The organism is Caballeronia sp. ATUFL_F1_KS4A (assembly GCF_023630905.1).
GTDB lineage: Bacteria > Pseudomonadota > Gammaproteobacteria > Burkholderiales > Burkholderiaceae > Caballeronia > Caballeronia zhejiangensis.
In genome coordinates, this window is record NZ_JALQEB010000033.1 from 80,765 (window position 1) to 104,207 (window position 23,443).

Consider the following 23,443-nt stretch of genomic DNA (forward strand, 5'->3'; position numbering starts at 1 on the left):
TCTCCCGGCCATCAACCGAATCAGGGAATCTGCCGTGAAGATCTATCACCATCCGCTGTCCGGGCACTCGCACCGCGCGCGTCTCTTCCTGAATCTGCTGGGCGTCGAACACGAAGAAGCGTTCGTCGATCTCGCCGCCGCCGCGCACAAGACGCCCGACTATCTGAAGCTGAACCGCTTCGGCCAGATTCCCGTGCTCGTCGATGGCGACACGGTTATCGCCGATTCGAACGCGATCCTCGTCTATCTCGCGAAAAAAGCCGGCAACACGAAGTGGCTGCCCGAAACGCCCGCCGAAGCCGCCGCCGTGCAGCGCTGGCTCTCCGTCGCGGCCGGGCAGATCGCGTTCGGTCCGGCCGCCGCGCGTCTCATCACCGTGTTCGGCGCGAAGTTCGACGCGAACGAAGTCATCGCCCGCGCGCACAACGTCCTCAAGGTGCTCGACGCGGAACTGGCGAATCGCGACTGGATCGCCGATATCGACGAGACCGCCGCCGCGCACCCGACCATCGCGGATGTCGCGCTCTACAGCTATATCTCGAGCGCGCCCGAAGGCAACGTCGACCTTTCCGCCTACGCGAACGTGAACGCGTGGCTGAAGCGCGTCGAAGCGCTGAAGGGTTTCGTTCCGTTCCAAAAGACGGCCGCGGGTCTCGCGGCGTAAAGTGAGCGCGGCGGCCGGCTCGCGCCGTGCCGCCGCGCCCGAATCGAAGAGGCATACGATCATGTCCGCTTCCGCGCTTGGCAATGTCAAACAGGTCGCCACGCCCTCGCCGTGGCATCGCGGCGAACTCGCAATTCAGAAGGCTTTGGGCGTCGACGAGCGCATGGACGGCGTCGGCCGGCGCGTCGTGCGCGATTACATGCCGGATCAGCATCGCCAGTTCTTCGGGCAACTGCCGTTCATCGTGGCCGGTTCCGTCGATGAACGCGGCGATCCGTGGGCAACGCTGCTCGCCGGGCATCCCGGCTTCATGCACGCGACCGATGCCAAAACGCTGTCGATGAGCCCCGCCCGCGATCCGCTCGATCCCGCCGACGCCGGCATGCACGATGGCGCGTCGATCGGCCTGCTCGGCATCGAAATGCACACGCGCCGCCGCAATCGGATGAACGGCGTGATTCATCGCGATGGCGCGAACCTCGCGTTCGACGTGGCCGTCGAACAGAGCTTCGGCAATTGCCCGCAGTACATCCAGTTGCGCGATTTCGAGTTCGTGCGCGATCCTTCCTTGCCGTCGCCGGTCGAGCCGCTCGAATCCGACGCCCTTTCGCCGCGCGCAAAAGCGATGATCGCGAACGCGGATACGTTCTTCGTCGCGTCGTATTTCGATCGCGAGGACGGGCATCGGCAAGTGGACGTATCGCATCGCGGCGGCAAACCGGGTTTCGTGCGTCTGTCGGACGACGGCTCGCTCACGATTCCGGATTTCGCCGGCAATCTCTTCTTCAACACGCTCGGCAACATTCTCGTGAACGCTCGCGCGGGGCTCGTGTTCGCGGACTTCGAAACCGGCGACATGCTGCAGCTCGCGGGCGACGCGGAAGTGCTGCTCGACTCGCCCGAAACCGCCGCATTTCAGGGCGCGGAACGGCTGTGGCGCTTCACGCCGCGCCGCATCGTGTATCGCGCCGAGGCGCTGCCCTTGCGATGGAAAGCGCGCAGCGACGGCGCATCGCCCAATTCGCTGATGACCGGCGACTGGACGCAAGTGGCCGAGCGCCTGAAGGCGGCCACGCTCGCGAACGTGTGGCGCACGTTTCGCGTGAGCAGAATCGTCGATGAGAGCGATGCGATCCGCTCGTTCCATCTCGAACCCGCCGATGGCGCGGGCATCGTTCCGCACAAGGCCGGTCAGCATCTGCCGATGCGCGTGACGCTGCCGGGCGAGGCGAAACCGCAGATTCGCACGTACACGCTGTCGGTCGCGCCGTCGGACGGCGTGTATCGCATCAGCGTGAAGCGCGACGGGCGCGTGTCGGCGCATCTGCACGACACGCTGAAAGCGGGCGACGTCATCGAGGCGCGCGCGCCCGCCGGAGACTTCACGATCGATCCGTTCGAGCAGCGTCCCACCGTGCTGATGGCGGCGGGCGTCGGCATCACGCCGATGCTCGCGATGTTGCGGCACATCGTCTACGAAGGCTTGAGGAAGCGCCGCGTGCGGCCGGTGTGGATGATCGTGTCGGCGCATTCGCTCGCGAGCCGCGCGTTCTCGCGCGAAATCGATGCGCTCGCGCAGAGCGCGGGCGGCGCGGTGACCGTGATCCGCGTGCTCAGCGACACGAACGGCGCGCAAATGGACCGCGATTACGACGTGTCCGGGCGCATCGACATCGATCTGCTGACGAGCCGTCTGCCCTTCAACGACTACGACTTCTATCTGTGCGGGCCGGGCGCGTTCATGCAGTCGATCTACGATGGCCTGCGCGCGCTCAATGTCGCCGATGCGCGCGTGCATGCGGAAGCGTTCGGTCCATCGGCGCTCAAGCGCACGGCGGATCGCGGCGCCGACGTCAAGCCGATGCGTCCCGCCGCGACCGAGCCCGTGAAGATCGAATTCCTGAAGTCGGGCGCGAGCGCGCAATGGCAGCCGGGCAGCGGCACCTTGCTGGAACTCGCCGAAGCGAGCGGTCTGTCGCCCGAGTTCAACTGCCGCGGCGGCACTTGCGGCACATGCCGGACGCGCATCGCGAAAGGCGCGGTGTCGTATGAAAGCGAGCCGGCGTTTCATGTCGGCGATGACGAAGCGCTGATCTGCTGCGCGATGCCCGCCGCCGAAGGAGACACGCTCGAACTCGATCTGTAACGATTGTGCCCCGCGCGCATATCCGTGAGAATGCACGGCATCTCAAGCCTGCATGTCTCGTGCTTTCCCATGGACCGTTTACAGGCAATGACGACCTTCGTCACGGTGGTCGAAACCGGCGGCTTCGCATCGGCGGCGCGCAAGCTCGACGTGTCGCCGTCGGTCGTGAGCCGCGTCGTGACGGAACTCGAAGAACATCTCGGCGTGCGCCTGCTCACGCGCACCACACGCGTCGTGCGTCTCACCGACGCCGGCAGCGGCTATTTCGAGGACTGCCGCCGCATTCTCGGCGAAATCGATAACGCCGAACTTTCCGCGACCGGCACGCATTCCTCGCCGCGCGGACTGCTTTCGATCACCGCGCCGGTGATGTTCGGCCGCCTGCACGTCACGCCGATCGTCCTCGATTATCTGGGCCGTTATCCCGAAGCGGACGCAAGCTGCTGGTTCGTCGATCGCGTGGTGAATCTCGTCGATGAAGGCATCGACGTGGCGGTGCGGATCGCGCAATTGCCGGACTCGTCGTTGCAGGCGATCAACGTCGGGCGCGTGCGGCGCGTGCTGTGCGCCTCGCCCGCTTATCTCGCGAAGCACGGCACGCCACGTCATCCGGACGATCTCGCGGAGCATGTCGTGATTGCGTCGACGGGTTCGTCGACGCCCCCGGAATGGCGTCTCTCCGACGGCGAGCGGCAGTTTCTCGTGCGCTCGCATCCTCGCCTGACGACGACCACCAACGACTCGGCCATCGCCGCCGCGCTCGCGGATTTCGGCATCGCGCGGCTCCTGTCGTATCAGATCGCGCAACACGTTGCCGACGGGCGTCTCGCAATCGTGCTGCCGGAGTTCGAGACGCCGCCCCTGCCGATCCATCTCGTGCATCGCGAAGGGCGTCACGTCACGCAGAAGGTCCGCGCATTTCTCGACCTCGCCGTGACGACGCTGCGCGCGAACGAATCGTTGCGCTGAGCGCGTTAAACAAACACGTCTTCGGTGACAAATCGTCCATCGCTCGCCGAATCGAACGGCCGTTAGCACGACTGCCGTGCAAAATGCCGGCAAAACATGCAACATAGCTGTCTCGAACGATCGCTTCGATCGCCGCGCTTTCGGCTTATCTGAACCCTTACCGGCTCACGCACCATGACGAATCCAACTTCTCCCGTGAATGAACGCCCGCTCGACATGATCATCTTCGGCGGCGGCGGAGACCTGGCGGCGCGCAAGCTGCTGCCGGCGCTCTACATGGCGCACACGCACTGCAACCTGCCCGCGGACACGCGCATTCTCGCCATCGGCCGCAAGGACTGGACGCGCGAGGATTACCTCAAGAATTTCATGGAAGAGCAGGCGCGCCCTTTCATCGATTCCAAGGTTTTCGATGCCCAGTCGTGGGACAAATTTCTCGCGCTCTTCGATTACGTGCGCATCGACGTCGAGAATCCCGGCGATTTCGAGCGTCTCGCACAGGCCGTGCGTCCTGGCTCGCAGCGCGTGCTGTATCTGTCGACGTCGCCGGAACTGTTCGTGACGATCTGCACCAACCTCGATAACGCCGGCATTCTCGACGAAAACGCCCGCGTCGTGCTTGAAAAGCCGCTCGGCCACGATCTCGCATCGGCGCGCGCGATCAACGATGCGGTCGGCAAACACTTCAAGGAAGAGCAGATCTATCGCATCGACCATTATCTCGGCAAGGAAACCGTGCAGAACCTGATGGTGCTGCGCTTCGGCAACGCGATCTTCGGCCCGCTGTGGCAGGCGCCGTACATCAAGAGCGTGCAGATCACGGTGTCGGAGACGGTGGGCGTCGGCAGCCGCGCGGGCTTCTACGATCACACCGGCGCATTGCGCGACATGGTGCAGAACCACTTGCTGCAACTGCTTTGCATTGTCGCGATGGAGCCGCCCGTCTCGCTAGATCCGGACGCCGTGCGCGACGAAAAGCTGAAGGTGCTGAAGTCGCTGCGGCCGATGACCGTCGCCGATATCGCACGCGACACCGTGCGGGGCCAGTACACGGCGGGCGCGGTCGGCGGCGAGGCGGTGAAGGGTTATCTCGAAGAGCAGAACGTGCCCGCCGACAGCCGCGCGGAAACCTTCGTGGCGCTGCGCGCGCATATCAACAACTGGCGCTGGGCCAACGTGCCGTTCTTCCTGCGCACGGGCAAGCGCATGCAGAATCGCCGCTCGGAGATCGTCATCGACTTCGCGGACCTGCCGTTCTCGATCATCCCCGAAGGCCCGCGCCATTACGGCAACCGCCTGACGATCACGCTGCAGCCGGAAGAATCGATCCAACTTCAGATGATGGCGAAGGAACCCGGCAGCGGCATGCACATGCAGCCCGTCACGCTCAATCTCGACCTGCAGCAGGCCATGACGCAGCGGCGCGCGGAAGCGTACGAGCGCTTGCTCATCGACGTGATTCGCGGCCGCCTCACGCACTTCATGCGGCGCGACGAACTGGAAGCGGCATGGACGTGGGTGGAGCCGATTCTCAACGGCTGGAAGGAACTCGGCGACCGTCCGCGCGGTTATACGGCGGGAACGTTCGGCCCGGCCGCTTCGAGCGCGTTGATGGCGCGCGAGAATCTCGCCTGGGCGGAAGAAGCCTGATTCACCGCATCGCGGCGTGCGGCCCCCGTTTCGAGGCCCACGCCGCGCCCGCGGCCATCACCGCGGACAACACCACGATGCCCGCGAGAATGCCTTCGAGCCGCATCAGCGCGGGCATCGGGTCCGACGACCAATGGTGGTCCTGCACGAACACCATGATGAACGCGATGCTGAACTGCCGTCCGACATAGCTCGCGCCCTGCGTGCCCGTCTGCACATGACAGCCGATCCACACGCCCACGCATAGCGCGATCATGCAGGCGAACGCGTTGTCGCCGAGTAGCGGCAACAGCGCGAGACTCGCCGCGCCCGCCAGCAGACAGCCGATGAAACGCTGAATCATGCGCTCGGCGATCGGCTTTCGCGTCGGCTTGCCGAGCGCCGATGTCGGCAAGATCAGCACGGCGACCGCCGTCACCATCGCCTGCGCGAAGCCGGGCAGATTCCACGCATACGCGATCGCCGCGAGGATCATCACCGACCATGCGCCTTGCCACGCGAGCCGCTTGCGCATCGCGAGCGCGGTCTGCTCGGCGCGCGCGAGGTGCGTCGCGTCGAGCGCCTGCACGGCGCGGGCGGCATCGGAAGGAATGACGGTGACGGTTTGCGCGTTGACGCCATCGACGCGATCCACGGTGGATGCCGCCTGCGCGCGCGGCACCGGCGGCGCGCCGCGCGAGTTGCGATAGTGCTGCACGCCCGCATGCACAAGCGCCGACACGGCCACGCACGCGGCCGTCCCGACCATCACTTCGGCGACGCGCAAGAGCGCAAACGACGCCGTCGCCGCCGCGGATTCGAGCCGATGCGCCTCGAACGTGACCATGAGCGAGGTCACGCCGCCGAGCACCCACGCGTAGCCCGCATCCGAAACGAGCGCCCGATACACCGACATCCCGACGATCGCCCCGAGCAGCGGCACGAAGAGCCACGGCACGTCGCCGATGATCGGCCCGGCGACCGCGCCGATCAGCGCGCCGGCGATCGTCCCGACCACGCGATGCACGCCGCGTTGCGCGCACGCCGAGAATTTCGACTGCATCACCGCGAAGCCGCTGATCGCGGCCCACCAGATGTTGCTCAAATGGAAAGCGTAGGCGAGCGCGACGGCAAGTCCGACGGAAAGCATCGCCTGCGTGGCGAAGAGCGCACGGGCGGGCGTCGGCCTGATCGCGACGAGTTCGCGCCCGAGCGCGGCGAAGGCGTCGCGGACGATGTGGACGAACGCGGCTGCGGCGGTTTCGTGCGGGATCGGGCGGGCGCTTCGGGAAGAATCGTCGGTCGGCATCGTTCTCGCGATTGTTCGGACGTCTGGCTTGAGCGTAGCCGCCGATCGTCCGGATGCAAAGCCGAACCGCGAAAGTGCGGCAAATCCGCTACACGCGCGAAGTGAGCAGACGCAGGCCCGCCGCGCCGAACACGAGCGCGAGACATGCATCGAGGCCGCGCTGGATGCGTTTGTACATGCGCCGCGCGGAGGCCATCGAGAAGAGCGCGGCATAGCCGCCGAACACGCATACGCCGATGCAGAGGCACCCCGCGACGACGACGAGCATGTGTCCCGGCCCTTCCCCCGCCGACGATCCGAGCGCCGCCACGGACATCCACACGAGAATCGCTTTCGGATTCGTGAGATGCAGAAGTGCGCCGCGCGCGTAGAGCCTGCGCGCGCTCTGCCCTTGCGCATCCGCCGACGAAGCGCGCAGCGGCGGCTTCAACGCCGCGCGTCCCGACTTGAACGCGAGCCACAACAGATACAGCCCGCCGCAGATCTTCACGCCGACGAGAAAGCCCGAGTACGCCGTCAGCGCGGCGGAGAGGCCGAGCGCGGCGAGCATCGCCCAGAAGAAGGAGCCGGACATCACGCCCGCCGCGAACGCGAAGGCCGCGCGCCGCCCGGACGTGCTCGCGATCGACATGATCGCGAGATTGCTCGGCCCGGGACTCGCGGTGCCGACGAAATACGCCGAATAAGCGATGAGCAGATTCGCGCTGAGCAAGGCGTGGCCGTTCATGGCGTGTGCGTCTCCGGTTCGGGTTTCGGGCAGTGTCGTCGAAGGCAGACGCGCGCGTCCATGAACGCTTCGCATTTTTGCGGGCAGGCCAGTTCCTTGCGCACGCACTCGCCGGTGCTATCTTTGAATGCGCACAAGCCCCTCTCACAAGGACACATCATGGCGAAAGTACTGGTTCTCTATTATTCGATGTACGGCCACGTGGAAACGATGGCGCAAGCGATAGCCGAAGGCGCGCGCGGCGTCGCGGGCACGGAAGTCACGCTCAAACGCGTGCCCGAAACGATTCCCGCCGATCAGGCCGCGAAGATCGGCGTGAAGCTCGATCAGCAGGCGCCGGTCGCGACCGTCGACGAACTCGCCGACTACGACGCGATCATCTTCGGCACGCCGACGCGCTTCGGCAACATGGCCGGCCAGATGCGCACGTTTCTCGATCAGACGGGCGGGCTCTGGGTGAAAGGCGCGCTCGTCGGCAAGATCGGCAGCGTGTTTTCATCGACGGCTTCGCAACACGGCGGACAGGAAACCACGATCACATCGTTCCATACGACGCTGCTGCATCACGGCATGGTGATCGTCGGCGTGCCGTATGCGTGCGCGGGACTCACGAACATGAGCGAGGTGTCCGGCGGCACGCCCTACGGCGCGACGACGCTCGCTTCGTCCGACGGCAGCCGTCAGCCATCGCAGAACGAACTCGATATCGCGCGTTATCAGGGCAAGCACGTCGCCGAGCTGGCCGCGAAGCTCGCCGCTTAAGCGACGCTCACGCCTCGACGTCGAGCTTCACTTCGTACAGCGACTTGCCGTTGAGGTCGTGCAGCGAGACCGTCAGCGCGCGGCTCGCGGGATCGATCTTCGCTCGGCCATAGAACTGCTGCATGGCCGCCGGCGAACGGTTCTGCGGATTGTCCTTCGGCACGCTGACATAGCGCAGTTCGGGACCGAACGTCATGTCGAGATCGTTCGGGCCGAACGTGCCCGCGTTGATCGGCCCGCCGACGAATTCCCAGAACGGCTTGAACTCGGTGAACTTCGCACGCGACGGATCGTAGTGCGTCGCCTGCGCGTAGTGCACGTCCGCCGTAATCCACACGACGTTCTTGATGTCCTCCTGCTTGATGAAGCGCAGGATGTCGGCAAGCTCCAGTTCGCGGCCGGACGGCGCGCCGTTGTCCGCGTTGGCCCATGCCTCGAAGGTGCCTTTGGGCACATCGGGGTTCGCATCGGGCTCGATGAGCGAGATCGGCATGTCGCTCGCAATCACCTTCCACGTCGCGCGCGATGCCTTGAGCGATGCCTTCAGCCACGCGGTCTGCTGCGAGCCGAGAAATGCCGAATCCGCGTCGAGACGCGTTTGCGTGTTCGGCGAGTTCGCGCCGCGATACGAACGCTCGTCGAGCATGAACACATCGAGCAGCGGCCCGAACTGAAAGCCGCGATACACCTGTTCCGGATCGAGCTGATTGATGCGATACGGGTTGTACTCGAACATCGCCTGCTTCGCGCGCGCTTCGAGCAGGTTGATCGAACGCGTCTGATAACGCTTCTCCGCTTCGCCGATCACTTGTCCCGGATACCAGTTGTTGCGCACTTCGTGATCGTCCCATTGCACGAGGAACGGCACTTCGGCTGCGAAGCGGCGCTTGTTTTTGTCGAGCTGGTTATAGGCGAACGCCGCGCGATAGTCGTCGAGCGTCTGCGCGACATGCGACTTCCCTTCGGTCACGATGTTCGTCCACATCGTGCCGTCGGGCAGTTTCACTTCCGGTTCGATCACGCTGTCCGCATAGATCTGATCGCCCTGATGGATGAAGAAATCCGGCGCTTCGCGACGCATCGCTTCATAGATGCGATAGCCGCCGAAGCGCTCGTTGATGCCCCAGCCCTGCCCCGCTTCATCGCCGGAAAATACGAAGCAGATCGGCTTCTCCGCTTCGATCGATGCCGTGCGCAGACGTCCCGTCACCGGCTCGCTGTAGGCTTTGCCATCGACGAGATCGGCGAAGCGCACGCGATAGAACACATCGGCGCCGGGCGGCAGGCCGGTCAGATCGACGCGCGCCGTGAAACCGCTGCTTTCGAGCGCGGCCGGTCCGATGCGCCGTTGAATCGTCCCGAAGCTTTCGCTCGCCGAATACTCGACGATCATGCGCGCGGGCCGGTCCGTGCGGCTCCAGACGATGCCGCTCGTCGCGGTGACGTCGCCGCTCATCACGCCGCTGGGTAGTTGCGGACGCAACTTGTCGGCGGTGACGACGACGGGCGCGACGCCTTGCGCGAGGGCATCGGCGAGACCCGCGCCTGTCAGGGCGAGGCCCGTGCCGGAAACGAGGCCCTTCAGCAAGGTGCGTCGGGACGGTTTGATGATGCGATCCGGCATGGCGAGCTTCCTCTCGAACTGAATGATGGGGTTGTGCGCTGCGTCGAATCGACGATGGTAAAGCGTAACGGTGTCGCTTTTGTTTCAACGCTCGCTTCATTACCCGCGCGGTTCGATGCGATCAGCACGCGGCGATTGCTGTGGCGGCTCACGGCATCGGCCACGCGTTCTTCCCAGAAACGCCAGTGCGTGGCTTTCGTGCGGCCTATCACGATGAGATCCGCGTCGAACTCGCGCGCCGCCTGCGCGATCGTGCGCGCGAGCGTCGTGCCGCCCGGCAGGTCCATCGTCACGCACATGCCGTTGATGCTCGATGCGCGTATCGCCTGAAGCGTGCGCTTCTCGACTTCGCGCGCGAGTTCGTCGACCTGCGCGAGCGCCGCGCCGAAGTCGTATTGCGCGGACGATATCGCCCAGAACGGCGCGCGGTCCACGACATGAAGCGCCGTGAGGCGCGCGTTGCATTCGCGGGCCCGCGCGATGCCGAGCGCAAGCGCTGCATGGCTGCCATCCGGTCCCACTGCGACGAGAACGTGTTGTTGCATGATGTCGTCTCCGGTTGAGTTTCGCGCGGTTCAGTGCATGCGCCACGCGCGCTTCACGGCATCGATCACGGCGGCTTCCGTGCAACTCATGACGCCATCCGCGACCACCGCCGATTCGCACAGCGTGAGCACATCGCGTCGCACGCGCTCGTCGGATACTTCCTGCGCGAGCTGATGCACGACATGCGGGTCGACGCGGCACACGTCGTCCCATGTGAGATACGAGCATCGCGTGAGATCCTCGCAGACCTCGCGCACGACGTCGTGCAACTCGCCCGCATAAAGCCCGAGCCGCGCATAGAAGCCGCGCCGTTCGAGCGCTTCGATTTCCGCGCTGCCGATATGCCCGTCCGCGATCAGCGACATCACGACGATGCGCGCGGCCGCGCGAGGACTGTCCGATGGATAGTGGCGCATGGCATTTCTCCTTCGATGAAACGTCGTCAATGAAAGGCAGTGCGATGGTTTCGTTCAGGACCGCGCCGCCCGGATGCCTTGCATCGTAGGCGCGGACAATGAGCGTCGAATGAGCGTGCGATGTCTGCGCGAGCCGCACAGCGGCGCCGAAAAAGCGTTGGCCTTGGCACGACAGTTCGCATCTCCGCGCGCCTGCTACTCCCGTTCTGTGCGCCTTGCCACACAAGGCTTTCGCACGCGCGATGCACCGACTGGCATGGCGGATGCATAAGGCCTGCCGTCGCGTCATGACTGCCTGCCACTGTTTGACGCGACCGGGCCGACGCCTCGCGCGCCGGCCCGTTTCTTCCGGCGCCGCGACGATGGTTCCGGCGGCACGCGCAGGCGCCAAGGAGATCGACATGAACAGCTTCGACGACGCCTTCGAAGCGCTGATCGGCAGCGAAGGCGGCTACTCATTCCATCCGGCGGACCCGGGCGGCGAAACGATGTGGGGCGTGACGGCGCGCGTCGCACGCGGCTATGGCTATGCGGGCGCGATGAAGGACTTGCCGCTCGATCTCGCGAAGCGAATCGCGAAGCAGAAGTACTGGGACCCGCTGCATCTCGACGAATTCGATCCGCGCGTCGCGTTCCAGATCTTCGATGCCAACTACAACGGCGGGCTCGTCGTGCTGTGGATGCAGAAGGCATCGGGCGCAAAGGAAGACGGCAAGTTCGGCCCCGATACCGTCGATGCCGTGAAAGCCGCCGATCCGATGCGCTTCGTCCTGCGCTTCATCGCCTATCGATTGCGTTATCTGAAGGGCCTGCATGCATGGCCGACGTTCAGCCGCGGCTGGACCGAGCGCATGGCGACGAATCTTCTTTTGGGAGCAGCATGATGGACTGGTCGAAAGTGGCGGCAACCATCGGCGCGAAGGCGCCTCTTCTCGCGGGTCTCATCGGCGGGCCCGTCGGGCTTGGCGTCAGCACGGCGGCCGCGATCATCTCCCATGCGCTCGGGACGCCTAACGATCCGGATATCGTCGCGACCGCGCTCAACGATCCCGCCGCGCTCGACAAGATCAGCCAGGCCGAAAACGCGAACTCGTTGCAGTTGCAACAACTCGTGGTGGCGGCGGCGCAGGCGCGTCTGTCGTTCGAAGCGGACATGGCGCGCATCTCGGCGGGCGACCGCGCCGATGCGCGCGCAATGGGCATCGCGAACAGGGACTGGGTGCCCAAGTTCCTCGCGATGGCCGTGACCGGCGGCTTCTTCGGCATTCTGCTGCTGATGGCGTTGCGCGCGTTGCCCGAGGCGAATCGCGATCTCGTGAACGTCGTGGTCGGCGCGCTCGGGACCGCGTGGATCAGCATCATCGGGTATTACTTCGGGACGTCGGCGGGCTCGATGCGCAAGACCGAACTGCTCGCGCAACCGAGCGTGCCGATCACGCCCGAAACGGCGGTGACGTTGCGCGATCCGGCGCCCGCGTCGGGCGCGAACGGCGATAGCGCGCATCGCGCATTCGTGCCGGGCGGGCAAGGCCCGATCTTCACGGGCGCGTCGTGAGCGTCATCGTGTCAGAGCTCAGTTGGTCGTGCAACGCGCATGTTGATCGGCGATGTCTGCGCATAAACCGGCGCTGAGCCGACTCCGAGTGAAAGCGCGGTGGCGACCGTTGCTGCTGACAGACTGAGAAGCCGTTTCGCGTCGAACTGAGTCATGTCGATTCCCCTTTCCTTGTGTCGATATCCGGTTGACGTTGCGAACGCTGGTCGCTGCAACCGTGGGGGGAATGTGGAGCTGGGGAATTAGGTAAAAGTGAGGATGATGCGGTCTGATCCCGAAAACGCTCACCTTTGCGTCATCGGCGATTCAGAAATTACCTTTAAACAAGGGCTGCGAGCGCCATTCGACACGCATTCCCGAAAACCCTCACCTTTGCGCGATCTCGCCGCGGTCAGATCACGTTCAACATCGACAACGCCGTCTCCTGCAACGGCGGCAGCACGCGGGCAAGCGCTGCCTCGGCGGTTTCCTTTCCGATCGGCATGTTCGCCGACAACGCCGCGACCACTTCGCCGTGCCGGTTTTTCATCGGCACCGCGATGCCGCGCACGCCCATCTGCAATTGCTGCTCGATCGCGACGTAGCCATCCACGCGCGCCTGCCTGATCTTCTCGTATAGCTTTTCCTTGTTCGTGATCGTGAGCGGCGTGAAGGGCTTGAACTCGGTCGCTTCGAGCCAGCCGCGCACCGATGCCTCGTCCATATACGCGAGCATTGCGATGCCGCCCGACATCAGCGCGGCCGGCACGCGCGCGCCGAGCACGAAGCCGGTCGTCATCACGCGCGTCGAACCATTGCGCGCGATGATCACGAGGTCCCAGTCATCGAGCACGCTGACATACACCGACTCGTGAATCAGCGCGCTCAATTGCTGCAGATAAGGCTGCACAATCCGCGGCAGCCGCGCCGACTCGAAATACGACCAGCCCATGCGCAGCACGCGCGGCGTGAGATTGAAGAGCTTGCCGTCGGTCTGCACGTAACCGAGATGCGCAAGCGTCAGCAGATAACGCCGCGCCGCCGTGCGCGTGAGGCCGGTGCGCGCCGCGGCTTGCGTCGGCGTCATGCGCGCGTGCTGATCGTCGAAGGCTTCGAGAATCGCCAGTCCCTTCTCCAGTCCGGCGATCCAGTCGCGCTTGTCGAGTTCCGGTTTAGTCATGCTTGCATGCTTGTTTAGTTATGGATGGGCCGATGTTTCGGCGCTCCATCAAAGTCAATTGCTAGTGCTAACCCCCAAAGTGATCGATTATCGGACACGCGCGTGCGATAATCGCGCAAAATTTATCATAAATCGTTGATCGAAAGGGGTTGCGCTTTTATTCTCCAATCACTTTCAGAGCGCGCGTATTGCGACAAACCAAAACGCTCCGCCGCTCGGCCAGATTCCAGGCTCAACTCCATAAACCCATTGTTCGGAGACATCTCTATGGCTAGCCCTAAGGAAGACGCGCACGGCGGCCGCCAGGCGAAAAAAGCGACCGCGAGCGGCTGGATCGGCTCGGCGCTGGAGTATTACGACTTCTTCATTTACGCCCAGGCTGCTGCACTCATTTTCCCGCAGTTGTTCTTCCCGTCGGGCAATCCGAAGGTGGCGATCATCGCGTCGCTCGCGACCTACGGCGTCGGCTACGTGGCGCGTCCCATCGGCGCATTCGTGCTCGGTCATCTGGGCGATACGCACGGCCGCAAGAACGTGCTGCTCGTCTGCATGTTCCTGATGGGTATCTCGACGATGGCTGTCGGCCTGCTGCCGACGTATCACCAGATCGGCATGGCCGCGCCCGCGCTGCTCGTCGTGTTGCGCCTGCTTCAAGGCTTCGCGGTGGCCGGTGAAATCTCCGGTGCGAGCTCGATGATTCTCGAGCACGCGCCGTTCGGCCGACGCGGCTACTACGCGAGCTTCACGCTGCAAGGCGTGCAGGCCGGCCAGATTCTCGCGGCCGCCGTGTTCCTGCCGCTCGCCACGTTCATGCCGGAAGACATGTTCAACTCGTGGGGCTGGCGTGTGCCGTTCCTGCTGTCGGCCTTCGTGCTGGTCGCGGGCTACATCATCCGTAAGGAAGTGCATGAAACGCCCGCGTTCACGTCCGAGGAATCGCATGGCGGTGTGCCGAAGTCGCCGATCAAGGAAGCGTTCGCCAACAGCACGCCCGACATGATCCGCGTCGTCTGCATGGCGCTGATGAACGTGATTCCCGTGGTCGCGACGATCTTCGGTGCGGCGTATGCGGTGCAGTCTTCCTACGGCATCGGCTTCCACAAGAGCGTGTATCTGTGGATTCCGGTCGTCGGCAACATCGTCGCGGTGCTGGTGATTCCGTTCGTCGGCAATCTGTCGGACAAGATCGGACGTCGCCCGATGATGATCGGCGGCTCGCTCATCTCCGGTCTGCTGGCCTTCGCGTATCTCTACGCGATCAGCATCCATAGCGTGCCGCTCGCGTTCCTGATGTCGCTGCTGATGTGGGGTGTCGTGTATCAAGGCTATAACGCGATCTTCCCGAGCTTCTATCCGGAACTCTTCCCGACCCGTTCGCGCGTTTCGGCGATGGCGATCTCGCAGAACATCGGCACGACGATCACCGCGCTGTTGCCCGCACTCTTCGCGGCCGTTGCGCCGCCGGGGTCGGACAACATTCCGCTGACGGTCGGCGCCATTGCCTTCGGCGTGACGATCATCGCGGCGATCGCGGCTTACTCGGCGCGTGAGACGTATCGCATCCGCCTGAGCGATCTCGGCAAGAAGGACGCCGTGCCGATGAGCCAGCAAGAATACGAGCGCCTGCGCGCCGATTCGATCTCCGTGGACAAGGTCGCGAAAGCGCACCACGCATAAGTTGACCGTGTTGGAGTGATCTTCCGGGCCCTTCGGGGCCCGTTTTTTTGCGTGACGCGATAACATGAATGCCTTCTCATCCATGACGCGGAGGCATGAATGGCCGGCTTCAACGAACGCATCCTCAACGGCATCAGCGTGTTCGCTGCGATCGTCGATGCAGGCACGTTCGCCGCGGCGAGCGATCGGCTCGGCATGTCGCAGCCCGGCGTGAGCCGCGCGATCGCGCGTCTCGAAGCGCGTCTGAAGATTCGTCTTTTCGATCGCACGACGCGCAGCGTTTCGCTCACCGACGATGGCCGGCGCTTCTTCGAGCACGTCATGCCGCATCTCGCGGGACTGGAGGAAGCGGCGGCCACGGCATCCGAAGGCGCGACGGCGGTGCGCGGCCGCTTGCGCGTGAACGTCGATCCGATCTTCTCGCGGCTTCTGCTCGGCCCGAAGCTCGACGCGTTTCTGAAGGCGCATCCCGATCTGCAACTCGAACTCATCACGAGCGACCGTCTCGGCGACATGATCGCGGATGGTTTCGATCTCGCCGTGCGCTTCGGCGAGCCGCGCGATTCGAGTCTCGTCGCGCGCAAGCTGCTCGACACGCCGGTGCGGACCGTCGCCACGCCGTCGTATATCAAGCGATGCGGCACGCCCGCTACCCCGCAGGCGCTCGCAGACGGCACGCATACGTGCATCGAGTTTCGCGATCCCGAAACGGGACGGCCGTTCGCGTGGGAGTTTCATCGCAAGAAGAAGCGCATCACGGTGGAAACGCACGGCCGTCTCACGCTCAACGATCCCGGCACGATGCTGAGCACGCTGCTCTCAGGCTATGGCGTCGCGCAGATTCTGCTGCTGGGTCACGAACATCTGATCGCCGATGCCAAGCTCATCGACCTCTTCCCCGACTGGCCCGACGAGCGCTTTCCGCTGTATGCGTTTTATCCGTCGCGGCATCATCCGCCGGCGAAGACGCGCGCGTTTCTCGATCTCGTCATCGCGCTGACGGGAGGCGTCAACGCAAACTCTTCTCGAACCAGTGATGCGCGTAAGCCTCGTCGCTGAACGGCGCGACCTCGACATAGCCGGATCGCCGATACAGGCCGATCGCTTCCCCGAGCGCCTTGTTCGTCTCCAGACGCACGGCTTTCGCTCCCTTCTTCGACGCGAGCCGTTCGGCCTCTTCGAGCAGCCGACGTCCGACGCCGAGTCCGCGTGCGCCGGCGCTCACCCACATGCGCTTCAACTCGGCCGGCGACGCGCCGTGGAACTTGAGCGCGACGCAGCCTATCGCCGCGCCGCGCAGCCTCGCAACGATCAGCGCGCCCTGCGGCGCCGTCAATTCGCGCGAATCGGCGGACAGGCTGACGGACGGATCGAAGCCCGCTTCGAAGCGCGCGTTCAACTCCGCGAAGTATTGGTCGATGCACCATTGCGCATCCTCGCTCGTCGGGTCTTCGATCGCGAAGCGCATCAGCGAAGGTTGCAGCAAGCGCTCGACTTCGGCCATCGCCGCGATCAGCCGCTTGCGCTGCGCATCGTTCAACGGCGCGAGCATGCCCCCGGCGACCGCGTCCGATAACCTTTCGAGTTCTTCACGTTCGGCGCAGCCCGCATCGGTGAGGCTCGCGCGGCGCACGCGGCGGTCATCGGGACGAGACTCGACCGCGACGAGACCTTGTCGCTGCAGCGCGGCGAGCGTGCGGCTCACGTAACCCGAATCGAGACCGAGACGCTCGCGCAACACGCGAAGATCGACGCCCTGCGCACCGATTTCCCAGATGAGCCGTGATTCGCCCATCGGACGGCCGCGCCCGAGAAAATGCTCGTTGAGCGCGCCGATGCCCTCGGCAACGGTGCGATTGAAGCTGCGAATCTGGCTGATGTCGGTCGGGTTCATATCTCTGACTCTAGTCAGAGAATCGCCCGGCGTCAATCAATGTGCTTGCGTCTCGGCTTCCACGCGCGTTTTCTCCCGGCGCCACGTCGCGGGCGGCTTGCCGACGAGGCGCTTGAACGCACGAATGAACGCCGCTTCGGATGCATAGCCGACGTCCTGCGCGACCGCTGCGATCGTCGCGTTCGTGTTGCGCAGCAGTCCGGCCGCGACCTGCATGCGCCAGTTGACGAGGTACTGCATCGGCGGCAAGCCGATGATCTCGCTGAAGCGCTCGTGCAACGCCGAACGCGAGAGGCCCACGCGCTCGCCCAGTTCTTCGACGGTCCACTCGTGCGCGGGCGCATCGTGCATGACGGCGAGCGCGCGCCCGACGAATCGGTCGCGCAGGCCCGCGAGCCAGCCGCGGCTTTCATCGGGCAGTACATCGACGTAACGGCGCACGGCATCGACGAACATCATCTCGCTCATGCGTTCGAGCATCGCTTCGCCGCCCGGCCGCTTGTGACGCGATTCGACGACGGCCTGCTGCATGAAGTGATTAATCCAGCCCTGCGCGCCCGATTCCTTCAGATGCAAGAGGCGCGGCAACGTCGCGATCAGCGGATTGAACGGACGCAGATCGCAGCCGAGAAAGCCGCATACGAGCATCGTTTCATACGCGTCGTCGGGGCGTCGATTGTTGCGCGCCTCGACCGCGTCGTAGGTCAGCGTGAAGGGCAGCTGATCGATCTTCATCGAGAACGGATCGATATCCGCTTCGGCGCGAATGCCCGGCGCGCTCGAAATCACATGCGCGTCGCCGTGCGGAAACACGATGATGTCGCCGCTCGCAAGACGCACCGGCGCTTCGCCGACGAGCGCGCCCCAGCAGTTGCCGTGCGTCACGACGTGATACTCCATCACATGCTCGCAATCCGGCATGACGATGCTCGCGATGTCGCGCGCGGGCGGCGCTTCGGCCGCCCAGCTTCGATTGCCGCTCACGTGAAAGAACAGCGCGCCGCGCAAGCGCACGGTGCGCAGCACGTCGGACAGGATGTCGAGACTCATGGCGTCTCCCGGTGATCGTAAGCATCGCAAAGCGGACGAACGGACAATTCGCGGCGACTTGCGGACAGGCGTCGAAGCGATGGTAACGGGATACTGCATCTGCCCGCTATCAGGGCGACGCTCGACACATCATCCGGAACTGGAGAACGAACCATGCATGCGTTGAATACATCCGCGGTCTGCGACGAGCCGGCCAAATCACAGCAACCCGATTTCGCCGCGATCAAGGCCCGCCAGCAAGCCACCTGGGCGAGTGGCGACTTCGCGGTGATCGGCACGACATTGCAGATCGTCGGCGAGATGCTTGCCGAATCGATCGATGTGCGCGCCGGCGAGCGCGTGCTCGATATGGCCGCCGGCAACGGCAATGCGACGCTCGCCGCCGCGCGACGTTTTGCCCGCGTGACGTCGACCGATTACGTTCCGGCGCTGCTCGAAAAAGGCCGTGCGCGCGCGCAAGCCGAAGGACTCGCGATCGACTTCGAGGTCGCCGATGCCGAGAACCTGCCCTTCGACGACGGCAGCTTCGATGTGGTGCTGTCGACATTCGGCGCGATGTTCACGCCGGATCACAGGCGCTCGGCGAGCGAAATGCTGCGCGTGGCGAAAAGCGGCGGACGCATCGGCATGGCGAACTGGACGCCCGAGGGTTTCATCGGCCAGTTGTTCAAGACCATCGGCGCTTACGTGCCGCCGCCCGCGGGGCTGCAATCGCCCGCGCTTTGGGGCACCGAGCCGCATCTCGTCGCGCTCTTCGGCGCCGAGGCAGCTGATATTCGTTGCGTACGCAAGTACTTCAACATGCGCTATGAATCGCCGGCGCACTGGATACAGGTGTTCCGCGATTTCTACGGGCCCGTGCATCGCGCGTTCGCGGCGCTCGATGCAGCGAAGCAGGCCGATCTCGAACGCGAGATCGGCGGCCTGCTCGAACGCTGCAATGTTGCGGGACCGTCTTCGCTCGTCGTGCCGAGCGAATACATGGAAGTGGTGATCGTCAGGCGTTGACGAGATGCGCTCGCGCGCGAATCACAGCGTGACGGGCTTGCCGCTGCGCGCGCTTGCGATGATCGCGGCGAGCGTCGCGGCATTGTCGAGACTCACTTGCGCGTAGTACTCGATGGCGGCGGCATCGTGCGTTGCGACCATGCGCGCGAAGCTTTCCGCCGCGAAGAAGAAGCCGCTTCCGGTGTCCGACTCGACCGTCTCGAACGGCACCGAATTCGGAATGCCGCGACGCACGCGCATCTGGCTCGGCAGATAGCCGTATTGATCGCCCGCCGTCTGCGCGCTCGTGTGATTCAGATATTCGGTGTCGATCGTGCCCTGCGTGCCGATGATCGTCGCGTGCCGATGATTCGCCGCATCCATCGAGCACGAGACTTGCGCGCGGCGGCCATCGGCGTAGATGAGCGTCGCCATGAGGCTGATGTCGACGTTGCTGTCGGCCCATGTCGCGATTGCATCGACGCGTTGCGGCGCGCTGCCCATCACGAGACGAATGAGGCTCAGCGGATAACTCCCCGCATCGAGCAGCGCGCCGCCGCCGAGCTCGGGCTTCATGCGGATGTTTGCGCCGGGATTGCCGACGGTGAAGCCGAAGTTCGCCTGAATCGCGCGCACGTCGCCGATCGCGCCTTCGCCGATTAGCGCCATCATCGTCGCGGTCTGCGGCTGGAAATAGTATGGGAACGCTTCGAGCAGCAGCACGCCATTGCGATCGGCGGCCTCGAACATGCGCGCGGCTTCGTCGCGATCGAGCGCGAGCGGCTTCTCGCACAGGATGTGCTTGCCGTGATCCGCGGCCTTGATCGCCCACTCGGCATGCAGGCTGTTCGGCAGCGGAATGTAAACCGCGTCGATGTCCGGGCTCGCAAGCAGCGCGTCGTAGCTGCCGAACCATTTTTCGATGCCGTTTGCTTGCGCGAAGGCTTGCGCATTCTCGTCGCTGCGGCTCGCGACCGCGACGACGCGCACGCGCTCGCTCGGTCTCACGTCACGCGTGAATTGTCTGGCGATGTTCGCGCCACCGAGAATGCCGAGGCGCAGGACGGACGATGCTTGAGTGGATGACAAGGCGGGCTCCTGAATTTGTACCAAATGGTTCACCACGTCAAAGGTAACACAATCGCGTGCTTCAAGGCATGCACTTGTCGGGACGAACTTTCGTGCCGCGCCGGTCCGCCGGGACGTGGCAATTGTCCACGCGTTGATCGTCGCTGGCCTTGTCGCCGAGACGTTCCTTCAAGGTCTTCGGTTCCGGTGCGGCGGACGAAGCCGCAACGGGCGCTTCCGCTGCGTCCGTTGCAAGCGCGGCGCCGGTCCACGCGAGACAAGCGCATAGAAGAACGAGTGTCTTCATGACAGACCGCCATGAAAGATGAAACGAGCAGCTTCGCCGCGCGGCGAGCGCACGACGCCCCGCTTCTTGCGGTTTCATTCAGGCATGCATTCCGCTGACGACATCCTTCGCGCGCGCCGCCGACGCAACCGGACACAAGCCGCGCACCGCGACGATCAGACCGCTCGCGTCATCGCGGTTCCTGACGTCGAGCGTCGCGTGATGCCGTTGCGCGACGCGCAGCGCGATTGCGAGACCGAGCCCGCTGCCGTGTCCCGACGTCCCGACGCAACGATAAAAGCGGTCGCATACGCGATCGATCTCGTCCGGCGGAATGCCGGGGCCGGAGTCCAGCACGGTGAGCGCGATGCCATCCGCTTCGCGCCGCAAGGTCACGTCGACGCGCCCACCGTGCGGCGTGTGACGGATCGCGTTATCGAGCAGGTTGTTCACGAGGACGGCGAGCGCGTGCGTGTCGCCCATGATCGTGAACGGATCGTGATCGTCCAGCGCATGTTCGAGTTCCAGGCCGAGGTCGATCGATCGTGCTTCGGCCAGCAACGAGAAATCGCTCACGCGGAGTTCGCAGAGCGTGCGCAGGCTCATCGGCGCGATGGCCGCTTCGCGCGCGGCGTCTTCGCGCGCCATGCTGAGTAGCTGCTGCGCGAGATGGATGAGGCGATTCAACCGGCCGTCGATCTTCGCGAGCGTCGCGGCATCGACCTGAAGCGAGCCATCGCCGATTGCGCCCTGGATTTGCAGCTTGAGCGCGGTGAGCGGCGTGCGCAGTTCGTGCGCGGCATCGGCGACGAACGTGCGCTGCGCCTGCGATGCCTCCGAGAGACGCGCGAGCAGGCCATTCAACGCATCGACGAGAGGACGCAGCTCGTCGGGCATCGGCTTGTGGAAGACGACGGGCTCGAGCGATTCCGGCGAGCGCGCGACGAGCGATTGCGACAGCCAGCGCACCGGCGAAAGCCCGCGCGCGACGACGAGAAGCACGATCACGACGATCACCGGAATCAGCAATGCGAGCGGCCAGATCGTGCGCAATGCGAGCGCCATGGCGAGATCGTCGCGGATGAAATAAGGCTGCGCGACCTGCACGAAGCGATCCGGCTGCGCGACGCCGAACGCGCGCCAGCGATACCCTTCCCGCTCCGCCGATTCGAAACCGTCGCCGAAACGCGGCAAGGCGGGCTCGCGCGGCGAGTGATAGATGAGGCGGCCCGTCCGATCCCAGATGTCGATGACGAGCCGGTCATCCGCGATGCCGTGCAGTTCGGGATTGCGGCCCTCTGCAACGTCGTCGGCGGTGATGTTATGCGGCAGCGAGAGCGCGACGGTGCGCAGTTCGTAGTCGAAGAGTTCGCCGGCTTCGAGGCGCGCGGCGTCGAATATGCCGACGCCCGCAATCAGGCACGCGATGCCAAGGCTGCAGATGAGCCAGCCGAGCAGCCATCGGCGGATCGTTGTCATCCGATCCTCTTCAATCGATAACCGACGCCGCGCACCGTCACGATCTCATCCGCGCCGATCTTGCGCCGCAAGCTGTGAACGTGGACTTCGATTGCGTTGCTGCCCACTTCCTCGCCCCAGCCGTACAGTTTTTCTTCGAGCTCGGGGCGGCGAAATACGCGCGACGGCTCTTCGATCAGCGCCTGCAGCAGCGCGAACTCGCGCGGCACGAGATTGAGCGCGACGCCGCCCTTGGTCGCCTCGTGCGCGGCCGGATTGAGCGTCAGCTCGCCGTGCGAGTACACCGGATGCTTGTGCCCGGTGCGGCGTCTCAACAATGCGCGGACGCGAGCCGCGAGCTCGTCGAGATCGAAGGGCTTCATCAGATAGTCGTCCGCGCCGGCGTCGAGGCCGCGGATGCGGTCATCGACGGCATCGCGCGCCGTCAGGATCATCACGGGCGCGTCGCCGCCGTTCTTGCGATACGTGGCGAGCACGTCGAGGCCGTCGCGCTTGGGCAGGTTCAGGTCCAGCAGCACGAGGTCGTACACGCCGTTGCCGAGCGACAGCTCCGCGGCCCGTCCGTCCTGCGCCCAATCAACCGTGTAACCGGCGCGGCGCAACGCGGCGAGCACGGTCTCCGCGATCATCTCGTCGTCCTCCACCAATAACAGGCGCATGCACTTTCTCCAGGCTCAACAGGTCGCCGCCGATTGTCCGGCTTGCATGCTTAAGCGCCACTTAAGCTTTGCGCGCAGCCGCACATTATGTCCCCGATAACGCCTTGCGGCGCCGGCGGCTTAAGCATCGCATAAGGTTTGTCCACGCACTATACGTCGAGCGCGCCGATTCGCGGCCGTGCGGCCCCGGAGATGCCGATGCGAGCGTCCACTGTCGTTTCCCTGCGTGCGAACGCCGTGCTGATCGCATTGTGCGTCGCGGCATCGGATGCGGCGTGGCTCGCGGTCTGCGGTTGCACGGGCCATGTGCATGCGCTCGAAACCACGACGATGCGTCTCGCGACGCTCGGGAGCGCGGCAGGCATCGTCTTCATCGTGCGACGCATCGCCAAGCTCGAATTCGATGCGGCCAGAGCCGCAAGGCGCATCGCCTGGACCACCGACAGATTCGTCATCGACGGAACCTGTCCCGGCGCCTGGCTCGTGCAGCTCCATGTGGAGCTTCATCCCGACGGCTCACGGTCGAGCGCCGCGCACGCGTGTCCCCTCGCAGCGGCGTCCAGCAGAGTGCCACGCGGTCGGGCGTGACCTCGGAATCGCGCCCGACCTCCTTCGACCCGGCTCATGAGCCGGGTTTTTTTTGTCCGCGAATATTTACCGCGTCTCGCACTACACATTGCTTTCGCTCGCATTTCAATGTCCATTCGTTCGCTTACCTAAGCATCCCCGCCTGTTTCGTGCGCGGCGCGTGCGCGAGTTCGCGTGGGGCGGCATCGCAATCGTGTTGCTGCGCGTGGCGGAACCGCGGCGCGCGAGCGAATTGGCGCGCGATCGCGG

24 protein-coding genes are annotated in these 23,443 nt (G+C 64.7%); 11 read left to right on the forward strand and 13 right to left on the reverse strand.

The genetic code is table 11. The features are described 5' to 3' along the window. The first annotated feature begins 34 nt into the window (after positions 1–34). The 4 genes from NCS03_RS20185 to zwf all read left to right on the forward strand — a co-directional run bounded on the left by NCS03_RS20185 (position 35) and on the right by zwf (position 5,429). Positions 35–664 carry a glutathione S-transferase family protein gene (locus NCS03_RS20185; protein WP_008354250.1) on the forward strand — a complete coding sequence of 210 codons (630 nt, stop codon included), beginning with the start codon at positions 35–37 and terminating at the stop codon, positions 662–664. A 61-nt stretch (positions 665–725) separates the two neighbouring features. Then, on the forward strand, positions 726–2,810 hold the full coding sequence (locus NCS03_RS20190) for a 2Fe-2S iron-sulfur cluster-binding protein (RefSeq protein WP_250529656.1): 2,085 nt from the start codon (positions 726–728) through the stop codon (positions 2,808–2,810). A gap of 69 nt (positions 2,811–2,879) precedes the next feature. After that, positions 2,880–3,779: a LysR family transcriptional regulator gene (locus NCS03_RS20195; RefSeq protein WP_008354248.1), complete on the forward strand. Its 900-nt coding sequence runs from the start codon at positions 2,880–2,882 to the stop codon at positions 3,777–3,779. Between the two features lie 174 nt (positions 3,780–3,953). Continuing rightward, entirely contained in the window at positions 3,954–5,429 is a 1,476-nt protein-coding gene (zwf, locus tag NCS03_RS20200; RefSeq protein ID WP_033535836.1) for a glucose-6-phosphate dehydrogenase, read from the forward strand. A 1-nt stretch (position 5,430) separates the two neighbouring features. On the opposite strand, the gene NCS03_RS20205 is transcribed toward zwf, so the two are convergent. Further along, a complete protein-coding gene (locus NCS03_RS20205; protein ID WP_250529657.1) occupies positions 5,431–6,717 on the reverse strand; it encodes an FUSC family protein in 1,287 nt (428 codons plus the stop codon). An 88-nt stretch (positions 6,718–6,805) separates the two neighbouring features. Beyond that, entirely contained in the window at positions 6,806–7,444 is a 639-nt protein-coding gene (locus NCS03_RS20210) for a LysE family translocator (RefSeq protein ID WP_175982348.1), read from the reverse strand. A 159-nt stretch (positions 7,445–7,603) separates the two neighbouring features. Between NCS03_RS20210 and wrbA the strand changes: the two genes are divergently transcribed. Further along, complete coding sequence (gene wrbA, locus NCS03_RS20215; protein WP_008354244.1) at positions 7,604–8,206, forward strand: NAD(P)H:quinone oxidoreductase; 603 nt, start codon at positions 7,604–7,606, stop codon at positions 8,204–8,206. Between the two features lie 7 nt (positions 8,207–8,213). Here the strand turns inward: wrbA and NCS03_RS20220 are convergent, their stop codons facing one another. From NCS03_RS20220 to NCS03_RS20230, 3 genes are read right to left on the reverse strand one after another with little or no spacing between them, the layout of a single operon-like run. Beyond that, entirely contained in the window at positions 8,214–9,830 is a 1,617-nt protein-coding gene (locus tag NCS03_RS20220) for an alkaline phosphatase D family protein (protein WP_250529658.1), read from the reverse strand. Continuing rightward, positions 9,788–10,375: a universal stress protein gene (locus tag NCS03_RS20225; protein WP_250436277.1), complete on the reverse strand. Its 588-nt coding sequence runs from the start codon at positions 10,373–10,375 to the stop codon at positions 9,788–9,790. The genes NCS03_RS20220 and NCS03_RS20225 overlap by 43 nt, the downstream gene beginning before the upstream one ends. Before the next feature lie 30 nt (positions 10,376–10,405). Beyond that, entirely contained in the window at positions 10,406–10,792 is a 387-nt protein-coding gene (locus tag NCS03_RS20230) for a tellurite resistance TerB family protein (protein ID WP_250529659.1), read from the reverse strand. A gap of 401 nt (positions 10,793–11,193) precedes the next feature. Between NCS03_RS20230 and NCS03_RS20235 the strand changes: the two genes are divergently transcribed. Further along, entirely contained in the window at positions 11,194–11,676 is a 483-nt protein-coding gene (locus tag NCS03_RS20235) for a glycoside hydrolase family 108 protein (protein ID WP_008354240.1), read from the forward strand. Continuing rightward, positions 11,676–12,347, forward strand: a complete 672-nt coding sequence (locus NCS03_RS20240; RefSeq protein ID WP_008354239.1) for a hypothetical protein — start codon at positions 11,676–11,678, stop codon at positions 12,345–12,347. Before NCS03_RS20235 ends, NCS03_RS20240 begins: the two co-directional genes overlap by 1 nt. 11 nt (positions 12,348–12,358) lie before the next feature. On the opposite strand, the gene NCS03_RS20245 is transcribed toward NCS03_RS20240, so the two are convergent. Together NCS03_RS20245 and NCS03_RS20250 are read right to left on the reverse strand one after the other, a co-directional pair. After that, positions 12,359–12,502: a hypothetical protein gene (locus NCS03_RS20245; RefSeq protein WP_250503186.1), complete on the reverse strand. Its 144-nt coding sequence runs from the start codon at positions 12,500–12,502 to the stop codon at positions 12,359–12,361. A gap of 236 nt (positions 12,503–12,738) precedes the next feature. After that, positions 12,739–13,506, reverse strand: coding sequence for an IclR family transcriptional regulator domain-containing protein (locus tag NCS03_RS20250; protein WP_008354238.1), 768 nt, complete (start codon positions 13,504–13,506; stop codon positions 12,739–12,741). A 267-nt stretch (positions 13,507–13,773) separates the two neighbouring features. On the opposite strand from NCS03_RS20250, the gene NCS03_RS20255 reads away from it, so the two are divergent. Further along, positions 13,774–15,183 carry an MFS transporter gene (locus NCS03_RS20255; protein ID WP_008354237.1) on the forward strand — a complete coding sequence of 470 codons (1,410 nt, stop codon included), beginning with the start codon at positions 13,774–13,776 and terminating at the stop codon, positions 15,181–15,183. Positions 15,184–15,282: 99 nt separating this feature from the next. Further along, complete coding sequence (locus NCS03_RS20260) at positions 15,283–16,242, forward strand: LysR family transcriptional regulator (RefSeq protein ID WP_250529660.1); 960 nt, start codon at positions 15,283–15,285, stop codon at positions 16,240–16,242. Here NCS03_RS20260 and NCS03_RS20265 read toward each other — a convergent pair. Continuing rightward, entirely contained in the window at positions 16,193–17,077 is an 885-nt protein-coding gene (locus NCS03_RS20265; RefSeq protein ID WP_250529661.1) for a bifunctional helix-turn-helix transcriptional regulator/GNAT family N-acetyltransferase, read from the reverse strand. The genes NCS03_RS20260 and NCS03_RS20265 overlap by 50 nt on opposite strands. A 36-nt stretch (positions 17,078–17,113) precedes the next feature. Next, positions 17,114–18,127 (reverse strand): AraC family transcriptional regulator, encoded by a 1,014-nt coding sequence (locus NCS03_RS20270; RefSeq protein ID WP_250436292.1) that lies wholly within the window; start codon positions 18,125–18,127, stop codon positions 17,114–17,116. Positions 18,128–18,280: 153 nt separating this feature from the next. Between NCS03_RS20270 and NCS03_RS20275 the strand changes: the two genes are divergently transcribed. Continuing rightward, complete coding sequence (locus NCS03_RS20275; protein ID WP_250457926.1) at positions 18,281–19,135, forward strand: class I SAM-dependent methyltransferase; 855 nt, start codon at positions 18,281–18,283, stop codon at positions 19,133–19,135. A gap of 21 nt (positions 19,136–19,156) precedes the next feature. On the opposite strand, the gene NCS03_RS20280 is transcribed toward NCS03_RS20275, so the two are convergent. From NCS03_RS20280 to NCS03_RS20295, 4 genes are all read right to left on the reverse strand, one after another. Beyond that, complete coding sequence (locus NCS03_RS20280; RefSeq protein WP_175982354.1) at positions 19,157–20,203, reverse strand: Gfo/Idh/MocA family protein; 1,047 nt, start codon at positions 20,201–20,203, stop codon at positions 19,157–19,159. A gap of 61 nt (positions 20,204–20,264) precedes the next feature. Beyond that, positions 20,265–20,489: a hypothetical protein gene (locus tag NCS03_RS20285; RefSeq protein ID WP_239295342.1), complete on the reverse strand. Its 225-nt coding sequence runs from the start codon at positions 20,487–20,489 to the stop codon at positions 20,265–20,267. Between the two features lie 78 nt (positions 20,490–20,567). Continuing rightward, a complete protein-coding gene (locus tag NCS03_RS20290; protein ID WP_250529662.1) occupies positions 20,568–21,947 on the reverse strand; it encodes an ATP-binding protein in 1,380 nt (459 codons plus the stop codon). Beyond that, the gene (locus NCS03_RS20295; protein ID WP_008354227.1) at positions 21,944–22,606 is read right to left on the reverse strand and encodes a response regulator; all 663 of its coding nucleotides are present in this window, start codon (positions 22,604–22,606) and stop codon (positions 21,944–21,946) included. Before NCS03_RS20295 ends, NCS03_RS20290 begins: the two co-directional genes overlap by 4 nt. A 198-nt stretch (positions 22,607–22,804) precedes the next feature. On the opposite strand from NCS03_RS20295, the gene NCS03_RS20300 reads away from it, so the two are divergent. Beyond that, entirely contained in the window at positions 22,805–23,194 is a 390-nt protein-coding gene (locus NCS03_RS20300) for a hypothetical protein (protein ID WP_250529663.1), read from the forward strand. Positions 23,195–23,443 lie beyond the last annotated feature (249 nt).

Bases quoted from the DNA above. Each gene is read 5' to 3' on its own strand.
- NCS03_RS20190 (WP_250529656.1), top strand. From the start codon at position 726: ATGTCCGCTTCCGCGCTTGGCAATGTCAAACAGGTCGCCACGCCCTCG.
- NCS03_RS20195 (WP_008354248.1), top strand. From the start codon at position 2,880: ATGGACCGTTTACAGGCAATGACGACCTTCGTCACGGTGGTCGAAACC.
- zwf (WP_033535836.1), top strand. From the start codon at position 3,954: ATGACGAATCCAACTTCTCCCGTGAATGAACGCCCGCTCGACATGATC.
- NCS03_RS20205 (WP_250529657.1), bottom strand. From the start codon at position 6,717: ATGCCGACCGACGATTCTTCCCGAAGCGCCCGCCCGATCCCGCACGAA.
- NCS03_RS20210 (WP_175982348.1), bottom strand. From the start codon at position 7,444: ATGAACGGCCACGCCTTGCTCAGCGCGAATCTGCTCATCGCTTATTCG.
- wrbA (WP_008354244.1), top strand. From the start codon at position 7,604: ATGGCGAAAGTACTGGTTCTCTATTATTCGATGTACGGCCACGTGGAA.
- NCS03_RS20220 (WP_250529658.1), bottom strand. From the start codon at position 9,830: ATGCCGGATCGCATCATCAAACCGTCCCGACGCACCTTGCTGAAGGGC.
- NCS03_RS20225 (WP_250436277.1), bottom strand. From the start codon at position 10,375: ATGCAACAACACGTTCTCGTCGCAGTGGGACCGGATGGCAGCCATGCA.
- NCS03_RS20230 (WP_250529659.1), bottom strand. From the start codon at position 10,792: ATGCGCCACTATCCATCGGACAGTCCTCGCGCGGCCGCGCGCATCGTC.
- NCS03_RS20235 (WP_008354240.1), top strand. From the start codon at position 11,194: ATGAACAGCTTCGACGACGCCTTCGAAGCGCTGATCGGCAGCGAAGGC.
- NCS03_RS20240 (WP_008354239.1), top strand. From the start codon at position 11,676: ATGGACTGGTCGAAAGTGGCGGCAACCATCGGCGCGAAGGCGCCTCTT.
- NCS03_RS20245 (WP_250503186.1), bottom strand. From the start codon at position 12,502: ATGACTCAGTTCGACGCGAAACGGCTTCTCAGTCTGTCAGCAGCAACG.
- NCS03_RS20250 (WP_008354238.1), bottom strand. From the start codon at position 13,506: ATGACTAAACCGGAACTCGACAAGCGCGACTGGATCGCCGGACTGGAG.
- NCS03_RS20255 (WP_008354237.1), top strand. From the start codon at position 13,774: ATGGCTAGCCCTAAGGAAGACGCGCACGGCGGCCGCCAGGCGAAAAAA.
- NCS03_RS20260 (WP_250529660.1), top strand. From the start codon at position 15,283: ATGGCCGGCTTCAACGAACGCATCCTCAACGGCATCAGCGTGTTCGCT.
- NCS03_RS20265 (WP_250529661.1), bottom strand. From the start codon at position 17,077: ATGAACCCGACCGACATCAGCCAGATTCGCAGCTTCAATCGCACCGTT.
- NCS03_RS20270 (WP_250436292.1), bottom strand. From the start codon at position 18,127: ATGAGTCTCGACATCCTGTCCGACGTGCTGCGCACCGTGCGCTTGCGC.
- NCS03_RS20275 (WP_250457926.1), top strand. From the start codon at position 18,281: ATGCATGCGTTGAATACATCCGCGGTCTGCGACGAGCCGGCCAAATCA.
- NCS03_RS20285 (WP_239295342.1), bottom strand. From the start codon at position 20,489: ATGAAGACACTCGTTCTTCTATGCGCTTGTCTCGCGTGGACCGGCGCC.
- NCS03_RS20290 (WP_250529662.1), bottom strand. From the start codon at position 21,947: ATGACAACGATCCGCCGATGGCTGCTCGGCTGGCTCATCTGCAGCCTT.
- NCS03_RS20295 (WP_008354227.1), bottom strand. From the start codon at position 22,606: ATGCGCCTGTTATTGGTGGAGGACGACGAGATGATCGCGGAGACCGTG.
- NCS03_RS20300 (WP_250529663.1), top strand. From the start codon at position 22,805: ATGCGAGCGTCCACTGTCGTTTCCCTGCGTGCGAACGCCGTGCTGATC.